Genomic DNA, 16,333 nt, shown 5'->3' with positions numbered 1-16,333 from the left:
TGAGGTCGATGGCCGTTTTTCGCATTGAACGGACCCGTGATTATACCGTGATGAGCAATCATCATTTACGAAATGCAAACCTGTCGTTAAAAGCCAAGGGGCTGCTTTCCATGATGCTGTCTTTGCCAGAAGACTGGAATTACACCACCCGTGGTCTTGCAAAGATCTGTAAGGAGGGTGTGGATGCCATAGGTGCCGCGTTGCGGGAATTGGAGGCTGCCGGTTACATTGTGCGGCACAAACTGCGTGACCGCCAGGGACGCATCAGTGATACGGAGTATGTCATATATGAGCAGCCACAGCTCAGAAAACCAGATACGGATTCACCAGATACGGAAAACCCGTATATGGATAAACCGGATACGGAAAAGCCCGCAGAATTAAATATAGAGAAATCTAATACTCAAAAACAAAATATTTATGGATCAAGTACCGATTCCATTCCCTTCCGGGATTGCGCGGCAGATTGTCTGCCGGAACGGAAAGGAAGGGATGCGATGTCACTCACAGAGATAGAGAGTTATCGGGAATTGATTCAGGAGAATATCGGGTATGAATACCTGTGTCAGCAGTATGAAACTTATCGGGAGGATTTGGATGAGATTGTGGAGCTAATCGTGGAAACGGTCTGTGCAAAGCGAAAGACCACCCGTATTGCAGGAAGTGATTTTCCGCATGAAATTGTTCGTTCCAGGTTCTTGAAGCTGGATAACTCGCACATTGAGTTTGTCATGGACTGTTTACAGAAGAACACCACGGAAATTCGTAACATGAAGCAGTATCTTCTGACCGTTCTGTTCAATGCACCGACCACGATAAGCAATCATTACACCTCACAAGTAAATCACGATCTGTATGGCGGCTGGTAAATGGTCGCTTTTTTATTGCCCGGAACTGCCGGGAGAAAGGAGCAAGCATGATGTCTGAGGGAAAGACCATAGGGCAGCTGATGGAAGAAATGCGGGCAAAGGCAGGAGCGCAGAATTATCACGGTCATGGATATATGGATCTCCAGCGTTTTGCGGAGGACACCCGGCACATGATTATTTTTGATGTGCTGACGAACGATTCCCCTGTTGGCTGGAAAGGCGAACGAACCCGCCTGTTCCTGTCGGATACCGGTTATGAAAAAGCACTGGATAGTCAGGAAAAGGGGCAGATTAAGATTTTGAGCCACGCAAAGGTACGTCAGGGCAATCTGCACTATGACCGTTCTGACCAGTTACGCTAAGGAGGGCGGTATGAAGCGTTATCTTCTGCGGCGGCTGGTGGTTCCGCCTTAGCAAAAAAAGAGATTCCCTGCAAACTTCGTGGAAAGGAGGCGAGAAAATGCAGGAAGAAGTGGAAAACAGAACTTTGACGCTGGTTGTCAGTGGAACAAAGTTTACCGGCAGAATGTTTAAGGCTGCCATAAGCAAGTACATGGCACATCGAAAGGAAAAGAAGCTGGAAAAACAGAGAAGCCGTGATGCGCCGGTTGTTCCGCATGGAAAACAGACTGTGAAGCAGCTTGTCGGGCAGAATCAGGGAATATCCAACATTGAGATCACAGACCCCTCTATCAAGGAGTTTGAGAAAATCGCCCGGAAATATGGTGTGGATTATGCGGTGAAAAAGGACCGCAGCAGTTCTCCGCCAAAGTACCTGATTTTTTTCAAAGGCCGTGATGCAGATGCTCTGACAGCAGCTTTTACAGAGTACACCAACAAAAAGGTCAAAAAGGCAACGAAAACAGAGCGCCCGTCCGTACTGGCAAAACTTAACCAGTTCAAAGAGATGGTTAAAAATGCTGTGGTGGATCGCACCAAGCGAAAGGAGCTGGAACGATGAAAAAGACATTGGACATCAAAAAGCTCATTTTGCTGAATATGCCGTATATCCTGCTGGGGCTGTTTGCTACCAATTTTGGAGAGGCATGGCGAATGGCACAAGGGGAGGATGCTTCAGAAAAGTTTCTTTCGCTGGTTGCGGTTCTGCCTGGGGCGTTGCAAAGTTTCTGGCCAAGCCTGCATCCATTGGACTTGTTGGTAGGGCTGTGCTGCGGTGTTGGTCTGAGGCTGGCGGTGTATCTTAAAAGCAAGAACGCCAAGAAATATCGACATGGTTTGGAATATGGTTCGGCCCGCTGGGGAACCCGTGAGGATATTGCACCTTACGTTGATCCTGTATTTCAGAACAATGTGATTCTGACGAAAACGGAGAGCCTGACCATGAACAGCCGCCCCAAGGACCCCAAGACTGCCAGAAACAAAAATGTACTGGTGATTGGCGGCTCCGGTTCCGGTAAGACCCGATTCTGGCTGAAACCCAACCTGATGCAGATGCACAGCTCCTATGTTGTGACGGACCCGAAGGGAACAATTCTGGTGGAGTGCGGAAAAATGCTCCAAAGGGGTGCACCCAAGCTGGGGAAGGACGGAAAGCCCATGAAGGATAAGCATGGCAAGGTCATTTATGAGTCTTACCGCATCAAGGTTCTAAATACCATCAACTTCAAGAAGTCCATGCACTATAACCCCTTTGCATACATCCACTCGGAAAAGGATATTTTGAAGCTGGTGACAACGCTGATCGCTAATACCAAAGGCGAGGGCAAGGCCGGAGATGATTTCTGGGTCAGTGCGACACGTTCGCAGGCGGTAAAAAGTCTGCGCACAGTGTTGGTTTATTAAATAATAACCAGTCTGTGAACTGGTAATCCGATAGGTGGAATGATGGGGTAACGCCCTGAAACGTCTATCCTTGACGGACTTGCGTCAGCTGTAATGGTTGGGGTGAGAAGCTCCGTGACAACGACCGAGAGTAGTCGTAGGAATCTGCCAAAAGATTCTCGAAAACGCCCCAGAGGTGGGGTGCGCTACCTATAGGTCTAGGATCTATAAAATATCTATGATTAGAATGTTTACTTTGGCGAGTAAACTGACGAAAACTGCGAATGTACGGTTCTAAAAGAAGACCATATAGAAATGTATGGGTGCGTTAAAGCGCAGTCAGTGTGGTTCAGTAGAAATTCGCCCTACGAACGACCATGTTGTGTTACAGGCACATCCAAGCTGACAGGACTATAGCAGAGATCTAAGGATATATGTACAGATAGGATTATCGGAACGTGGAAAGGCACCAGATTCCATTAGGGGATAGCCTGACGAAGAAAATAAGCAGGTGAACTGGTGCTGAAAAGCCGTGATCGAACTTATGATGAGTTCTGCGAAAAAGAGGAACTCGGAGGAATGGTCACAAGTCGGTTGAAATAAACAGGCATTATTCAGTCTAATGATAAGGATTACGAGTAAGACCAAAAGGGTCACTTTCGAGAGGAGGTGATGCCTTATGCCAAAGAAAAGTAAAACATTATGTGTAGATGACCTGCGTCATGCGGAGTACTACGGAATGCAAGGTACTTTTGATGAACTATATCAAAAAAGTCAGAACGGTGAAGTATTTGAGAATCTTATGGATTTGATACTGAGCAGGGATAACATTTTACTTGCGTACCGAAACATCAAAGCGAACAAAGGCAGCTACACGGCAGGAACAGACAAAAAGAACATCACAGATATTGGGAGTCAAACTCCTGATGATGTGGTAAAAAGAGTGAGATTTATTGTTACGGGAAGCGAACACGGCTACAGACCAAAGCCTGTAAGACGGAAAGATATCCCGAAACCAAACGGAAAAACACGTCCGCTGGGAATCCCATGCATATGGGATAGGTTGATACAGCAATGTATCAAGCAGATCATGGAACCAATCTGCGAAGCAAAGTTCTGCAATAACAGTTATGGATTTCGTCCGAATAGATCCGTTGAACATGCCATTAACAGAACCTACACCATGCTTCAAATGATGAACCTTCATTATGTTATTGAGTTTGATATTAAAGGATTTTTCGATAACGTAAATCATAGCAAGTTAATCAGACAGATATGGTCGCTGGGTATCCATGATAAAACGCTGATTTTTATTATCAAGCGAATACTAACAGCTCCAATTAAAATGCCCGATAATACAACGGTACTGCCCAACAAGGGTACACCACAGGGAGGAATTATCTCACCACTACTGGCAAACATCGTCCTAAATGAATTGGATTGGTGGATAGCTAGTCAATGGGAGGAAAATCCGATTGCTATAAGCAGAGGGCGAGAAAGAATAATCGGAAAAACTAAAGTTTTTGATAAAAGCCATGGTTATAGGATTATGAAAAACACAGAAATGAAAGAAATGCATATCATTCGGTATGCGGATGATTTTAGGATTTTCTGTAGAACGAAAGAGGACGCAGTCAGGACAAAAGAAGCGGTTACGGCGTGGATTGAAGAGAGGTTGAAATTAGAGGTGTCCCCTGAGAAAACAAGGATTGTGAACACCAGAAAACGGTGGTCAGAGTTTCTTGGATTCAAAATAAGGGTAAGGTTGAAGCATCATAAATATGTGGTGCAGTCGGCAATCTGTGACAAAAAGGTTGAAATTGAAAGAGCAAAGCTAGTGGAACAAGCGAAAAACATCGCAAAACCCCGAGAGAAAAAAAGTTGTTTATCAGAAATTCAGCTATATAACTCTATGGTGTTAGGCATACAGAATTACTATCAGCTTGCCACCTGTATCAGTATTGATTGCAGAGAATTCCATAGGCGAGTAATGACAGTTTTGACGAACAGGTTAAATACAGAAACAGGAAGTATGCTAAAACGTGAGGGTGGAACTATCACCCAAGCAGAAAAGGAAAGATTCGGACAGTCAAAAATGATTCGATATGTTTCAGGAATTGACCAGATGATCTATCCGATTGCATTCATCAAAAATAAAATACCGATGGCGAAGAGATCAATCGTTTGTAGTTATACAAAAGAAGGTCGTGCTCCGATTCATACAGAACTTAACCTTAATCAGTATGTTCTGAAAGGACTGAGAGAAAAAATATCCGTTGGTCATAGCACAGAATACCATGACAGTAAAATATCTTTATTTTCTGCTCAAAAGGGAAAATGTGCAATCAGTGGAGAAGAATTCGCAGATGCGGAACATGTAGCTGTATGGCTCAAAGTACCAAGAGCACTTGGTGGATTTGAAAGATATAAAAACATGGTTCTGATTCATAAAAAATACCTGATTCTGTTACAAGAACTGCCCCAAGCAGTAATAAAAGACCTGATAAAAACACTCAATATCACAAAAAAGATGCTCGTGAAAATCAATAGTCTGCGAGAGCAGGCGAACCTGTCAGCAATAATATAAAACTTAAATTTGGTGACTGATTAAATGTCTCGTGAAGACAATCGATGGAGCGCCGGATGCGGTGAAAGTCGCATGTCCGGTGTGAAGTGGGGGAAAAGGTGGAGATAATATCAAAACCTTACCTATCACTATAGGCGGAAACATTGCTGTATTGCGCATTGATCGGATATATCCACTATGAAGCTCCGGTGGAGGAGCAAAACTTCTCCACACTGATTGAGTTTATCAATGCGATGGAGGTCCGGGAGGATGATGAGGAGTTCAAAAATCCTGTGGATTTGATGTTCGATGCACTGGAATCGGAAAAGCCAAACCACTTTGCGGTGCGGCAGTATAAGAAATATAAGCTGGCAGCCGGCAAAACAGCCAAGTCAATTTTGATTTCCTGCGGTGCGCGCCTTGCCGTATTTGATATTGCGGAGCTGCGCGAGGTTACATCCTACGATGAGTTGGAACTGGATACGCTGGGAGACAGAAAAACGGCTCTGTTCCTCATTATGAGTGATACGGATGACAGTTTTAACTTTCTCATTTCCATGTGCTACACCCAGTTATTCAACCTGCTTTGTGAAAAGGCCGACGATGTGTATGGCGGCAGGCTTCCGGTTCATGTGCGCTGTCTGATTGATGAGTGTGCCAACATCGGGCAGATTCCGAAGCTGGAAAAGTTGGTGGCCACCATCCGAAGCCGTGAAATCTCTGCCTGTCTGGTGTTGCAGGCACAGAGCCAGCTCAAGGCAATTTACAAAGATAATGCCGATACCATCATCGGCAATATGGATACTTCCATCTTCCTGGGTGGCAAAGAGCCAACAACGCTGAAAGAGCTGGCGGCTGTTCTGGGAAAGGAGACCATAGACACTTACAACACAGGAGAGAGCCGGGGACGGGAGACCTCCCACTCGCTCAACTATCAGAAATTGGGAAAAGAGCTGATGAGCCAGGACGAGCTGGCAGTTATGGATGGCGGCAAGTGCATCTTGCAGTTGCGCGGTGTGCGTCCGTTTCTTTCAGACAAGTATGACATTACCAGACACCCTAATTTCAAATACACAGCTGATGCAGACAAGCGAAATATCTTTGATATTGAAGCATTTTTGTCTGCCAGACTAAAACTCAAGCCTGATGAGGTCTGCGATGTATATGAAGTAGACACGGAGGGTGTGTAATACGGTTCCGCTGAGAAAGGAGTGATCGTATCTATTTGCCGCAACTGCCTCTGTTGAGGCCATTGGCGTACAAAGCGGGCAATCATCAACAAAATAATGAAAAAGGAGGACAGCCGGAATCAGGCTCTCATATATCGAGGGCAGATTGTTCCGGCTTTTGTGCGCTTATGAAACAAACCTAACTAATCATTCAAATGATTCCGGCTAATATTATTTATGGCATTTTTTGAACAGGCAATTACCGTTCTTCAGACTCTCGTTATCGCTCTGGGTGCTGGTCTTGGTATCTGGGGTGTCATCAACCTGTTGGAAGGTTACGGCAACGACAACCCTGGCGCCAAGTCTCAGGGAATGAAGCAGCTTATGGCCGGTGCTGGTGTAGCCGTTGTTGGTATGGTTCTTGTACCTCTGCTCTCCGGGCTGTTCTCTGTCTAAGCGTTCCTGCATGAAATCCTTGCCGCTCCCGCAGTTCTGCGGGGCGGCGGAAAGGAGGTTGACACCGTATGGATTTCTTACTTGAAGCCCTGACAAATTGGCTGAAAGAAATGCTGGTGGGCGGTATTATGAGTAACCTTTCGGGGATGTTTGACAGCGTAAACCAACAGGTCGCGGATATATCCGTACAGGTAGGACAGACCCCACAGGGATGGAATGGCAGTATTTTCAATATGATTGAGAATCTGTCAAACTCCATCATGGTGCCGATTGCAGGTGTGATCCTGGCTATCGTGATGACCGTAGACCTGATCCAGATGATTGCAGACAAGAACAACCTGCATGATGTGGATACCTGGATGATTTTCAAGTGGGTGTTCAAATCAGCTGCCGCCATCCTCATTGTCACAAACACATGGAATATCGTGATGGGCGTCTTTGATATGGCGCAGAGCGTGGTGGCGCAGGCGGCAGGGATTATCAATTCGGATGCGTCCATTGACATTTCCTCAGTTATGACCGATCTGGAACCGAGGCTGATGGAAATGGATTTGGGACCGCTGTTCGGACTGTGGTTCCAATCCCTCTTTATTGGCATTACCATGTGGGCGTTGTATATCTGTATCTTTATCGTTATTTATGGCCGTATGATCGAGATCTACCTTGTAACTTCGGTGGCTCCCGTTCCAATGGCTGCAATAATGGGCAAAGAATGGGGCGGTATGGGACAGAATTACCTCCGATCTCTGCTGGCACTGGGCTTTCAGGCGTTTCTCATTATCGTCTGCGTGGCAATTTATGCTGTGCTGGTGCAGAACATCGCTCTGGAAGATGACATCATCATGGCAATCTGGAGCTGCGTGGGCTACACCGTACTGCTATGTTTTACGCTGTTCAAAACCGGCAGTCTCGCAAAATCAGTCTTTCAGGCACACTAAAACGGAAGGAGGTTTCCACATTGGCTTATGTACCCGTACCCAAGGACTTAACAAAAGTCAAAACAAAGGTCATGTTCAATCTGACCAAGCGGCAGCTTATCTGCTTCACGGGCGGAGCGCTTATTGGCGTACCGCTTTTCTTTTTGCTCAGAAACCCTACCGGAAACAGTGTAGCGGCTATGTGTATGATGCTGGTTATGCTGCCCTTCTTTATGCTGGCTATGTACGAAAAGCATGGACAGCCCCTGGAAAAGATCGTGGGCAACATTCTCAAAGTAGCTGTGATCCGTCCAAAGCAGCGACCTTACCAGACCAACAACTTTTATGCCGTATTAAAGCGGCAGGAAATGCTCGATAAGGAGGTGTATGACATTGTTCACCGCAATAAAAAAATGGCTGCATCGGATGTTCGGAAAAACCGAGGAAAAAACTGTGCAGCCGGTAAAGACAAAGAAAAAGCTGTCCCGCGCCGATAAGAAGCAGATCGAAGCGGCCATTGCCCGCGCTAACCGCACGGACAAAAAAGGAAAATCTGCGCAGGACAGTATCTCTTATGAACGGATGTGGCCGGACGGAATCTGCCGCGTATCGGACAGCCACTACACAAAGACCATCCAGTTTCAGGACATCAACTATCAGCTCTCCCAAAACGAAGATAAGACGGCAATCTTTGAGGGGTGGTGTGATTTTCTCAATTATTTTGACAGCTCGATTCATTTCCAGCTGTCTTTTTTGAACCTTGCGGCATCGGAGGAGACCTTTGCTAACTCCATTTCCATCCCGCCCCAGAGGGACGCCTTTGACAGTATCCGCGAGGAATACACCACAATGCTGCAAAATCAGCTGGCCAGAGGTAACAACGGTCTCATCAAGACCAAATACCTGACCTTTGGTATCGACGCGGACAGCATCAAAGCCGCCAAACCCCGTCTGGAGCGTATTGAGACCGATATACTTAATAACTTTAAGCGTCTTGGTGTAGCTGCCAGAACGCTGGACGGTAAAGAAAGGCTTTTTCAGCTTCATGCGGTATTCCACATGGATGAACAACTCCCGTTTCAGTTTGAATGGGACTGGCTGGCTCCTTCCGGTCTGTCCACAAAGGATTTTATTGCACCAAGCTCCTTTGAGTTCCGCACCGGCAAGCAGTTCCGTATGGGTAAGAAATACGGGGCTGTTTCTTTTTTGCAGATTCTCGCACCGGAACTGAATGACCGTTTGCTGGCTGATTTTCTGGATATGGAAAGCTCGCTCATTGTGAGTATGCACATTCAGTCGGTGGATCAGGTGAAAGCCATCAAAACGGTAAAGCGAAAGATTACCGACCTGGACCGCAGCAAGATCGAGGAACAGAAAAAAGCAGTCCGTGCCGGATACGACATGGACATCATTCCATCTGACCTTGCTACCTACGGCAGTGAAGCGAAAAAACTCTTGCAGGATTTGCAGAGCCGCAACGAGAGAATGTTCCTTTTGACTTTTCTGGTGCTGAACACAGCGGACAATCCCCGTCAGCTTGGCAACAACATCTTTCAGGCAGGCTCTATTGCCCAGAAGTATAACTGTCAGTTGACCAGGCTGGACTTCCAGCAGGAAGAAGGGCTGATGAGCTGTTTGCCTCTGGGTCTCAATCAGATTGAGATTCAGCGAGGACTGACCACCAGTTCCACAGCTATCTTTGTGCCCTTTACTACGCAGGAACTGTTCCAGAACGGGAAAGAAGCTCTGTACTACGGCATCAATGCTCTGTCCAACAACCTCATCATGGTGGACAGAAAGCTGCTGAAAAACCCCAACGGCCTGATTCTGGGTACGCCGGGTTCCGGTAAGTCCTTCAGCGCAAAACGAGAAATTGCCAACTGCTTTTTGCTTACCAGCGATGATGTCATTATCTGTGACCCGGAAGCGGAGTACGCACCTCTTGTTGAGCGTCTGCATGGGCAGGTCATCAAGATCTCACCTACTTCAACCAACTATATCAATCCGATGGATCTGAATCTGGACTATTCGGATGATGAAAGCCCGCTGTCACTCAAGTCTGACTTTATCCTCAGCTTGTGTGAGCTGATCGTGGGCGGTAAGGAGGGCTTGCAGCCGGTGCAGAAAACCATTATTGACCGTTGTGTACGGTTGGTTTACAACGAATATCTCAATGACCCGAAGCCGGAGAATATGCCGATTTTGGAGGACCTTTATAACCTGTTGCGGGAGCAGGAAGAAAAAGAAGCTCAGTACATTGCAACGGCATTGGAAATCTATGTAACGGGTTCTTTGAATGTGTTCAATCATCAGAGCAATGTGGACATTGATAACCGGATTGTCTGCTATGACATCAAGGAACTGGGCAAGCAGCTTAAAAAAATCGGTATGCTGGTGGTTCAGGATCAGGTATGGAACCGCGTTACCATCAACCGTGCCGCCCACAAGTCCACCCGTTACTACATCGACGAGATGCACCTGCTTTTGAAGGAGGAGCAGACCGCCGCCTATACGGTGGAAATCTGGAAGCGATTCAGAAAATGGGGCGGTATTCCGACAGGTATCACCCAGAATGTCAAAGACCTTTTGAGCAGCCGCGAGGTAGAGAACATCTTTGAAAACTCGGACTTCGTGTATATGCTTAACCAGGCAGGCGGAGACCGTCAGATTTTGGCGAAGCAACTGGGGATTTCCACGCACCAGCTTAGCTATGTGACCCACTCCGGTGAGGGCGAGGGCCTGCTGTTCTATGGCTCCACGATCCTGCCGTTTGTAGACCACTTCCCGAAGAACACCGAACTTTACCGCATTATGACCACCAAACCTCAAGAATTGAAAAAGGAGGATGAATGATTATGAACCCCAACATTTTGAATAAAAACCCGCTGATGTTTTTTGACAGGGCGGTAAATGCCCAGCGCAGCCAGCTGCTTACGGTCATGGCCGATGCGGTAAGTGAGTGCCGCACGGCGGCAGATCAGGCAGCCGAACTGAATGAGACCGGTCAGGTGGGGCTTCTCCGTCTGGCAGAGGTCTGGAGCGCCATTCGTGCTAAAGAAGGTATGGGCGGCCTGATTCTGGAAGGAACAGAGGCGAAGATCCTGTCCGATGTGGTGGCACAGTTTTATGCCTACCTGTCCGGCTGTATGTTCAACGATCCTGTGGGAATGGCCATTTATGCAGAGCTGCACTACATGATGTCCTCCCTCATGCTGGGAGAATGGTTTGAATAAAGAGCCGCGCCTGCGCTTTACTGATGAGGAACGGTCTGATCCTGCACTGGAAAAGCCGATCCGTAAAGCGGAGAAAGCTGCGGCCAGAGCAGATAAGGCGCAGGCCAATATCCCAAAGAAAAAGGTCAGGCAGACGGTCATTGACCCGGATACCGGAAAAAAGACCTCGAAGCTGACCTTTGAGGACAAGAAAAAGCCACCTTCCAAAGTTTCTCAAGGAGTCAGGGAAGCTCCCGTCCATCTGGTCGCAGGCAAGCTCCACAAAGAGATCCGGGAAACAGAGCAGGACAATGTGGGCGTGGAAAGCGCCCACAAGTCCGAGGAAGCGGTGGAGACCGGCGCTTATCTGGTGCGGGAGGGCTATCGCAGCCACAAGCTGAAGCCGTACCGCAAAGCAGCCCAGGCAGAGCGTCAACTGGAAAAGGCAAATGTAAATGTTCTGTACCAGAAATCTTTGCAGGAAAATCCCCAGTTTGCCAGCAACCCTCTTTCCCGCTGGCAGCAAAAGCAGGCCATCAAAAAGCAGTATGCCGCCGCCAAACACGCCGGTCAGACTGCCGGAAATACCGCCCAGGCTGCATCCAAAACCGGAAAAGCCGCAAGGACGGTAAAAGAAAAGGTACAGCAGGCAGGGGCATTCGTCATGCGCCACAAGAAGGGTTTCCTGATGGCAGGGGTTTTGTTCCTCATTACCTGTATGCTGATGAATACCATGTCCTCCTGCTCCATGATGGCGCAGAGCATCGGTTCCGTTCTCTCCGGCACCACCTATCCGTCGGATGACCCGGAAATGCTGGCGGTGGAGGCAGATTATGCAGCCAGAGAAGCCCAGTTGCAGGAGGAAATCGACAACATAGAAAGCAGCCACCCAGGGTATGACGAGTATCGCTATGACCTTGGTATGATCGGTCATGACCCTCATGAGCTGGCAGCATTTCTGTCTGCCGTTTTGCAAGGCTACACCCGGCAGAGCGCTCAGGCAGAGCTGGCGCGTGTGTTTGCAGCACAGTATCAGCTGACGCTTACTGAGGAAGTGGAGATTCGCTACCGCACGGAGACCTCCACCGACCCGGAGACCGGCGAGACCACCTCAGAAGAAGTCCCCTATGAGTATTACATTTTGAATGTGAAACTCACCAGCAAGCCCATTTCCGCTGTGGCGTCGGAGTTACTGACCCCGGAGCAGATGGAAATGTATCAGGTTTACCGGCAGACCATGGGCAATAAGCCGCTGTTGTTTGGCGGTGGTTCCCCTGACATGAGCAATTCCGAGGACTTGACCGGTGTGCAGTTCGTAAATGGAACCCGTCCCGGAAATCCGCAGCTGGTGGAGCTGGCCAAGCGTCAGGTCGGCAATGTGGGCGGCTATCCTTATTGGAGCTGGTATGGCTTTGACAGCCGCGTGGAGTGGTGCGCCTGCTTTGTATCCTGGTGTTATAACCAGGCTGGAAAAAGTGAGCCGCGTTTTGCTGGCTGTGAGTGGCAAGGTGTTCCGTGGTTCCAGTCTCATGGACAATGGGGTGCAAGAGGCTATAACAATCTGGCTCCCGGAGATGCAATTTTCTTTGATTGGGATTTGGATGGGACAGCAGACCATGTGGGTATCGTGATCGGTACGGATGGCAGCCGCGTTTATACCGTGGAGGGAAATTCCGGCGATGCCTGCAAGATCAAAAGTTATGACCTGAATTATCAAAGCATTAAAGGCTATGGTCTGATGAACTGGTAACAGACTTTGTGGAAAGGAGTGAACGGTTATGGCAAAAAACAAAATTGAACGTATCGACCAGGAAATTGAGAAAACCCGTGAGAAGATTGCGGAATATCAGGAAAAGCTCAAGACCCTGGAAGCACAGAAAACGGAGGCAGAGAATCTGGAAATCGTTCAGATGGTTCGTGCGCTACGCATGACTCCAGCACAGCTGAACGCTATGCTTTCCGGTGGAATGAACCACGGCAGAGATACAGCACTGTCGGAATCAAATAATCAGGAGGCTACCGCTTATGAAGAATAAAAGAATTTGCAAAACACTTTCCGCCCTTTGCCTGACAATGGTTGTGGCATTTGGCTTTACGATCCCTGCTTTCGCACAGGGGTCAGAACAGGCTCCGGCGGCACCGGCAGAGGATTCTACCAATGACAGCAATGTGATTGTGGAAGAAACATAACCGGCACCGGCACTTACACCAGATGGCAATGCCGCTCTGGTGGATGATTTTGGTGGCAATAAGCAGCTCATTACCGTTACCACCAAGGCTGGCAACTATTTTTACATTTTGATCGACAGGGCTAATGAGGATAAAAAGACTGCTGTTCACTTTCTGAACCAGGTGGATGAAGCGGATTTGATGGCACTGATGGAAGATGAAAATGTCAAAGAGGAGCCGGCTGCTGTGTGTAGCTGTTCAACAAAATGTGAAGCAGGGGCAGTCAATACGGCCTGCCCGGTCTGCGCAACTGATAAGAGTAAATGTACGGGCAAAGCACCGGAACCTCCGGCAGAAACATCGGAGCCGGAAAAGGAGAAGCCTGCCGGATTGAACCCGGCTGCGCTGGTCCTTTTGCTGGCTCTGCTTGGTGGCGGTGGCGTATTTGCCTACTTGAAGCTCGTTAAGAACAAGCCTAAGACCAAGGGCAATGACAGTCTGGACGATTATGATTATGGAGAGGAAGATTCCGAGGAATGGGAAACCGAGGGTGAGGAGTCGGAAGAACCGGATGCTGACGGGGGCAGCACAGAAGAAGATGATGAGGACAGTGTGAAATGACCCGTTTCACAGACAGTCCCCATGAACGCATGATGACGCGCAGGCCGGAGGGCGGGAAGGAAACTTCCCGTCCTCCTTCTTTGCCCCACAGCCACCCCTGCTATGGTTGCGGGAATTATGGAAGACCCTGCGTAGGTATCTGTCACCGGGAAATGTCCCGATGGCTCAAAGAGAGGAGGAACCATCATGGCTCAACATAAATTGGTAATTGCCGAAAAACCATCAGTTGCCCAGAATTTGGCGGCGGTGATCGGCGCAACCGTCCGTAAGGACGGGTATCTGGAGGGTAACGGCTGGCGTGTCAGCTGGTGCGTGGGTCATCTGGCCGGTCTTGCGGATGCAGACAGCTATGATCCCAAGTATGCCAAGTGGCGATATGATGATCTGCCTATTCTGCCGGAGCATTGGCAGATGGTAGTGGGAAAGGATAAGAAAAAGCAGTTTGATATTCTCAAAAAGCTGATGAATGCCCCGGATGTGACGGAAGTGGTAAATGCCTGTGATGCCGGACGCGAGGGCGAGATGATCTTCCGCAGCGTCTATGAGCTGGCAGGTTGCAAGAAGCCGATGAAAAGGCTCTGGATTTCTTCGATGGAGGACTCCGCCATAAGGGAAGGCTTTGCAAACCTGCGCCCCGGTGCGGACTATGACGGACTTCGAGATGCTACCCTCTGCCGTGCCAAGGCCGACTGGCTGGTGGGAATCAATGCCACAAGGCTTTTTTCCGTGCTGTATCACCGTACCCTCAACATCGGGCGCGTGATGTCCCCAACACTGGCGCTCATTGTCCAGCGAGAAGCTGAGATCGACATCTTTAAGCCGGTTCCCTTTTATACCGTGGCGCTGGAGCTGCCCGGTCTTACCGTATCCGGGGAGCGCATGGCGGATAAGGCCGCTGCTGAGCAGCTGAAAGAAACCTGTCAGGGTGCAAATGTCACAATCAAAAAGGTGGAGTGCAAGGAAAAGTCCGAAAAGCCGCCTGCCCTCTATGACCTGACTACCCTGCAAAGAGATGCCAACCGCCTGCTTGGATTTACAGCCCAGCAGACCCTGGACTATCTACAAAGCCTGTATGAAAAGAAGCTCTGCACCTATCCCCGTACTGACAGCCGCTATCTGACTGGTGATATGGCAGACAGCCTGCCGATGCTGGTGAATCTGGTTGCCAGTGCTATGCCGTTTCGCAAAGGGATCGCCATTACCTGTGATCCGCATACGGTCATCAACGATAAGAAAGTAACCGACCATCACGCAGTAATCCCTACCAGAAATCTCAAGGATGCAGACCTTTCTGCCCTTCCTGCGGGAGAAAAAGCGGTGCTGGAGCTGGTGGCCCTGCGTCTGATGTGCGCCGTAGCCCAGCCCCATATCTATTCGGAAACTGTTGTGATTGCAGCGTGTGCCGGTGGGGAGTTTACCACAAAAGGAAAAACGGTGAAGCATCCCGGATGGAAAGCACTGGAGGACGCTTACCGTGCCAAAATGAAGGATGCAGAGACGAAAAAAGAGGGCGCAGAGAAAGCTCTGCCGGAGCTGACCGAAGGCCAGACCCTTTCGGTTGCTGCGGCAATCGTCAAAGAAGGCAAAAGCAGTCCGCCTCAGCACTTTACGGAGGACACCCTATTGTCCGCAATGGAGACTGCCGGGAAAGATGATATGCCAGAGGATGCTGAGCGAAAAGGTCTGGGGACACCGGCCACCCGTGCCGGTATTTTGGAAAAGCTGGTATCTGCCGGTTTTCTGGAACGAAAAAAGAGCAGGAAAACGGTGCAGCTTCTCCCTTCCCACGATGCAGTTTCCCTTATCACAGTGCTGCCGGAACAACTGCAATCGCCGCTTCTGACTGCCGAGTGGGAGTACCGCCTGGGAGAGATCGAGCGCGGGCAGCTTGCCCCAGAGGAGTTTCTGGCCGGGATCAGCACCATGCTGAAAGATCTGGTGGGGACTTATCAGGTCATCAAGGGAACTGAGTACCTGTTCACTCCGCCCCACGAGGTGGTGGGCAAATGCCCTCGCTGCGGTGGGGGAGTTGCAGAACTGCAAAAAGGCTTCTTCTGTCAGAATGATTCTTGCAGATTTGCAATCTGGAAAAACAACAAATGGTGGGCTGCCAAGAAAAAACAGCCGACCAAGGCTGTGGTGTCTGCGCTGCTGAACGATGGCCATGTCCGTGTGACGGGGTTATATTCGGAGAAAACCGGCAAGACCTACGATGCCACTGTGGTTTTGGAGGACGATGGACAGTATGCCAACTTCAAGCTGGAATTTGACCAGCGGAAAGGAGGCAGCCGATGAAGCTCTCTTTAGTGGAACGGGAAACCATTCTCCTCTATAACCAGGCAGAACCAATGGCTGAGGTCTACACCCACGATCCCCGTCTGATGGAGAAGCTGGAACTGCTGGCAAAAAAGCACCCCGACCAGATCACCCGAAAGGACGCTCATAACTTTACTGTCCCCAAGCGGTGTGTATCAGTCCGGGAGCCATACAGCGCCGAGCGCCGCAAAGCTGCCAGTGAGCGAGCAAAAGCCGCCGGATACCAGCCCCCTGTGAAAAAGTCCGGCAGTTAAAG

General features: G+C 49.0%; 14 protein-coding genes and 3 pseudogenes. All 17 read left to right on the top strand.

Annotated elements, in window-relative coordinates; all coding sequences use genetic code 11:
- The first annotated feature begins 8 nt into the window (after positions 1–8).
- The 17 genes and pseudogenes from WMO31_RS04115 to WMO31_RS04035 all read left to right on the top strand — a co-directional run bounded on the left by WMO31_RS04115 (position 9) and on the right by WMO31_RS04035 (position 16,331).
- The gene (locus tag WMO31_RS04115; RefSeq protein WP_007886611.1) at positions 9–869 is read left to right on the top strand and encodes a DUF6017 domain-containing protein; all 861 of its coding nucleotides are present in this window, start codon (positions 9–11) and stop codon (positions 867–869) included.
- 50 nt (positions 870–919) lie between these two features.
- Positions 920–1,231: a DUF5720 family protein gene (locus WMO31_RS04110; protein WP_008728385.1), complete on the top strand. Its 312-nt coding sequence runs from the start codon at positions 920–922 to the stop codon at positions 1,229–1,231.
- Between the two features lie 98 nt (positions 1,232–1,329).
- A complete protein-coding gene (locus WMO31_RS04105) occupies positions 1,330–1,830 on the top strand; it encodes a PcfB family protein (protein ID WP_007886614.1) in 501 nt (166 codons plus the stop codon).
- Positions 1,827–2,624 (top strand): annotated as a pseudogene (locus tag WMO31_RS04100) (type IV secretory system conjugative DNA transfer family protein); the annotation flags it as partial. The gene WMO31_RS04105 and the pseudogene WMO31_RS04100, both read left to right, overlap by 4 nt.
- A gap of 706 nt (positions 2,625–3,330) precedes the next feature.
- The gene (gene ltrA, locus WMO31_RS04095; protein WP_195509585.1) at positions 3,331–5,238 is read left to right on the top strand and encodes a group II intron reverse transcriptase/maturase; all 1,908 of its coding nucleotides are present in this window, start codon (positions 3,331–3,333) and stop codon (positions 5,236–5,238) included.
- Positions 5,239–5,372: 134 nt separating this feature from the next.
- A pseudogene (locus tag WMO31_RS04090) lies at positions 5,373–6,407 on the top strand (VirD4-like conjugal transfer protein, CD1115 family); the annotation flags it as partial.
- Between the two features lie 216 nt (positions 6,408–6,623).
- A complete protein-coding gene (locus tag WMO31_RS04085; RefSeq protein WP_003525154.1) occupies positions 6,624–6,842 on the top strand; it encodes a Maff2 family mobile element protein in 219 nt (72 codons plus the stop codon).
- A gap of 68 nt (positions 6,843–6,910) precedes the next feature.
- On the top strand, positions 6,911–7,780 hold the full coding sequence (locus WMO31_RS04080) for a VirB6/TrbL-like conjugal transfer protein, CD1112 family (RefSeq protein WP_367999259.1): 870 nt from the start codon (positions 6,911–6,913) through the stop codon (positions 7,778–7,780).
- Positions 7,781–7,800: 20 nt separating this feature from the next.
- Positions 7,801–8,256 carry a PrgI family protein gene (locus WMO31_RS04075; protein WP_367999258.1) on the top strand — a complete coding sequence of 152 codons (456 nt, stop codon included), beginning with the start codon at positions 7,801–7,803 and terminating at the stop codon, positions 8,254–8,256.
- Entirely contained in the window at positions 8,213–10,612 is a 2,400-nt protein-coding gene (locus WMO31_RS04070) for a VirB4-like conjugal transfer ATPase, CD1110 family (protein ID WP_367999257.1), read from the top strand. The genes WMO31_RS04075 and WMO31_RS04070 overlap by 44 nt, the downstream gene beginning before the upstream one ends.
- On the top strand, positions 10,609–10,992 hold the full coding sequence (locus tag WMO31_RS04065; RefSeq protein WP_040005130.1) for a DUF3851 domain-containing protein: 384 nt from the start codon (positions 10,609–10,611) through the stop codon (positions 10,990–10,992). Before WMO31_RS04070 ends, WMO31_RS04065 begins: the two co-directional genes overlap by 4 nt.
- Positions 10,985–12,721 carry a C40 family peptidase gene (locus tag WMO31_RS04060; RefSeq protein WP_066562193.1) on the top strand — a complete coding sequence of 579 codons (1,737 nt, stop codon included), beginning with the start codon at positions 10,985–10,987 and terminating at the stop codon, positions 12,719–12,721. Before WMO31_RS04065 ends, WMO31_RS04060 begins: the two co-directional genes overlap by 8 nt.
- Before the next feature lie 28 nt (positions 12,722–12,749).
- Positions 12,750–13,007: a DUF4315 family protein gene (locus WMO31_RS04055; RefSeq protein ID WP_002576231.1), complete on the top strand. Its 258-nt coding sequence runs from the start codon at positions 12,750–12,752 to the stop codon at positions 13,005–13,007.
- Positions 12,997–13,761 (top strand): annotated as a pseudogene (locus WMO31_RS04050) (DUF4366 domain-containing protein). Before WMO31_RS04055 ends, WMO31_RS04050 begins: the two are co-directional and overlap by 11 nt.
- On the top strand, positions 13,758–13,961 hold the full coding sequence (locus WMO31_RS11285) for a hypothetical protein (RefSeq protein ID WP_118077803.1): 204 nt from the start codon (positions 13,758–13,760) through the stop codon (positions 13,959–13,961). Before WMO31_RS04050 ends, WMO31_RS11285 begins: the two are co-directional and overlap by 4 nt.
- On the top strand, positions 13,948–16,056 hold the full coding sequence (locus tag WMO31_RS04040) for a type IA DNA topoisomerase (protein WP_367999256.1): 2,109 nt from the start codon (positions 13,948–13,950) through the stop codon (positions 16,054–16,056). The genes WMO31_RS11285 and WMO31_RS04040 overlap by 14 nt, the downstream gene beginning before the upstream one ends.
- Positions 16,053–16,331 carry a hypothetical protein gene (locus tag WMO31_RS04035; RefSeq protein WP_004798047.1) on the top strand — a complete coding sequence of 93 codons (279 nt, stop codon included), beginning with the start codon at positions 16,053–16,055 and terminating at the stop codon, positions 16,329–16,331. Before WMO31_RS04040 ends, WMO31_RS04035 begins: the two co-directional genes overlap by 4 nt.
- Positions 16,332–16,333: the final 2 nt, after the last annotated feature.

Origin of the sequence: Ruminococcoides intestinale (genome assembly GCF_040095935.1) — a bacterium.
GTDB classification, from domain to species: Bacteria; Bacillota; Clostridia; order Oscillospirales; family Acutalibacteraceae; genus Ruminococcoides; species Ruminococcoides intestinale.
The sequence above is the reverse complement of the archived record's forward strand: the minus strand, read 5'-3'. Positions and strand labels throughout refer to the sequence as shown.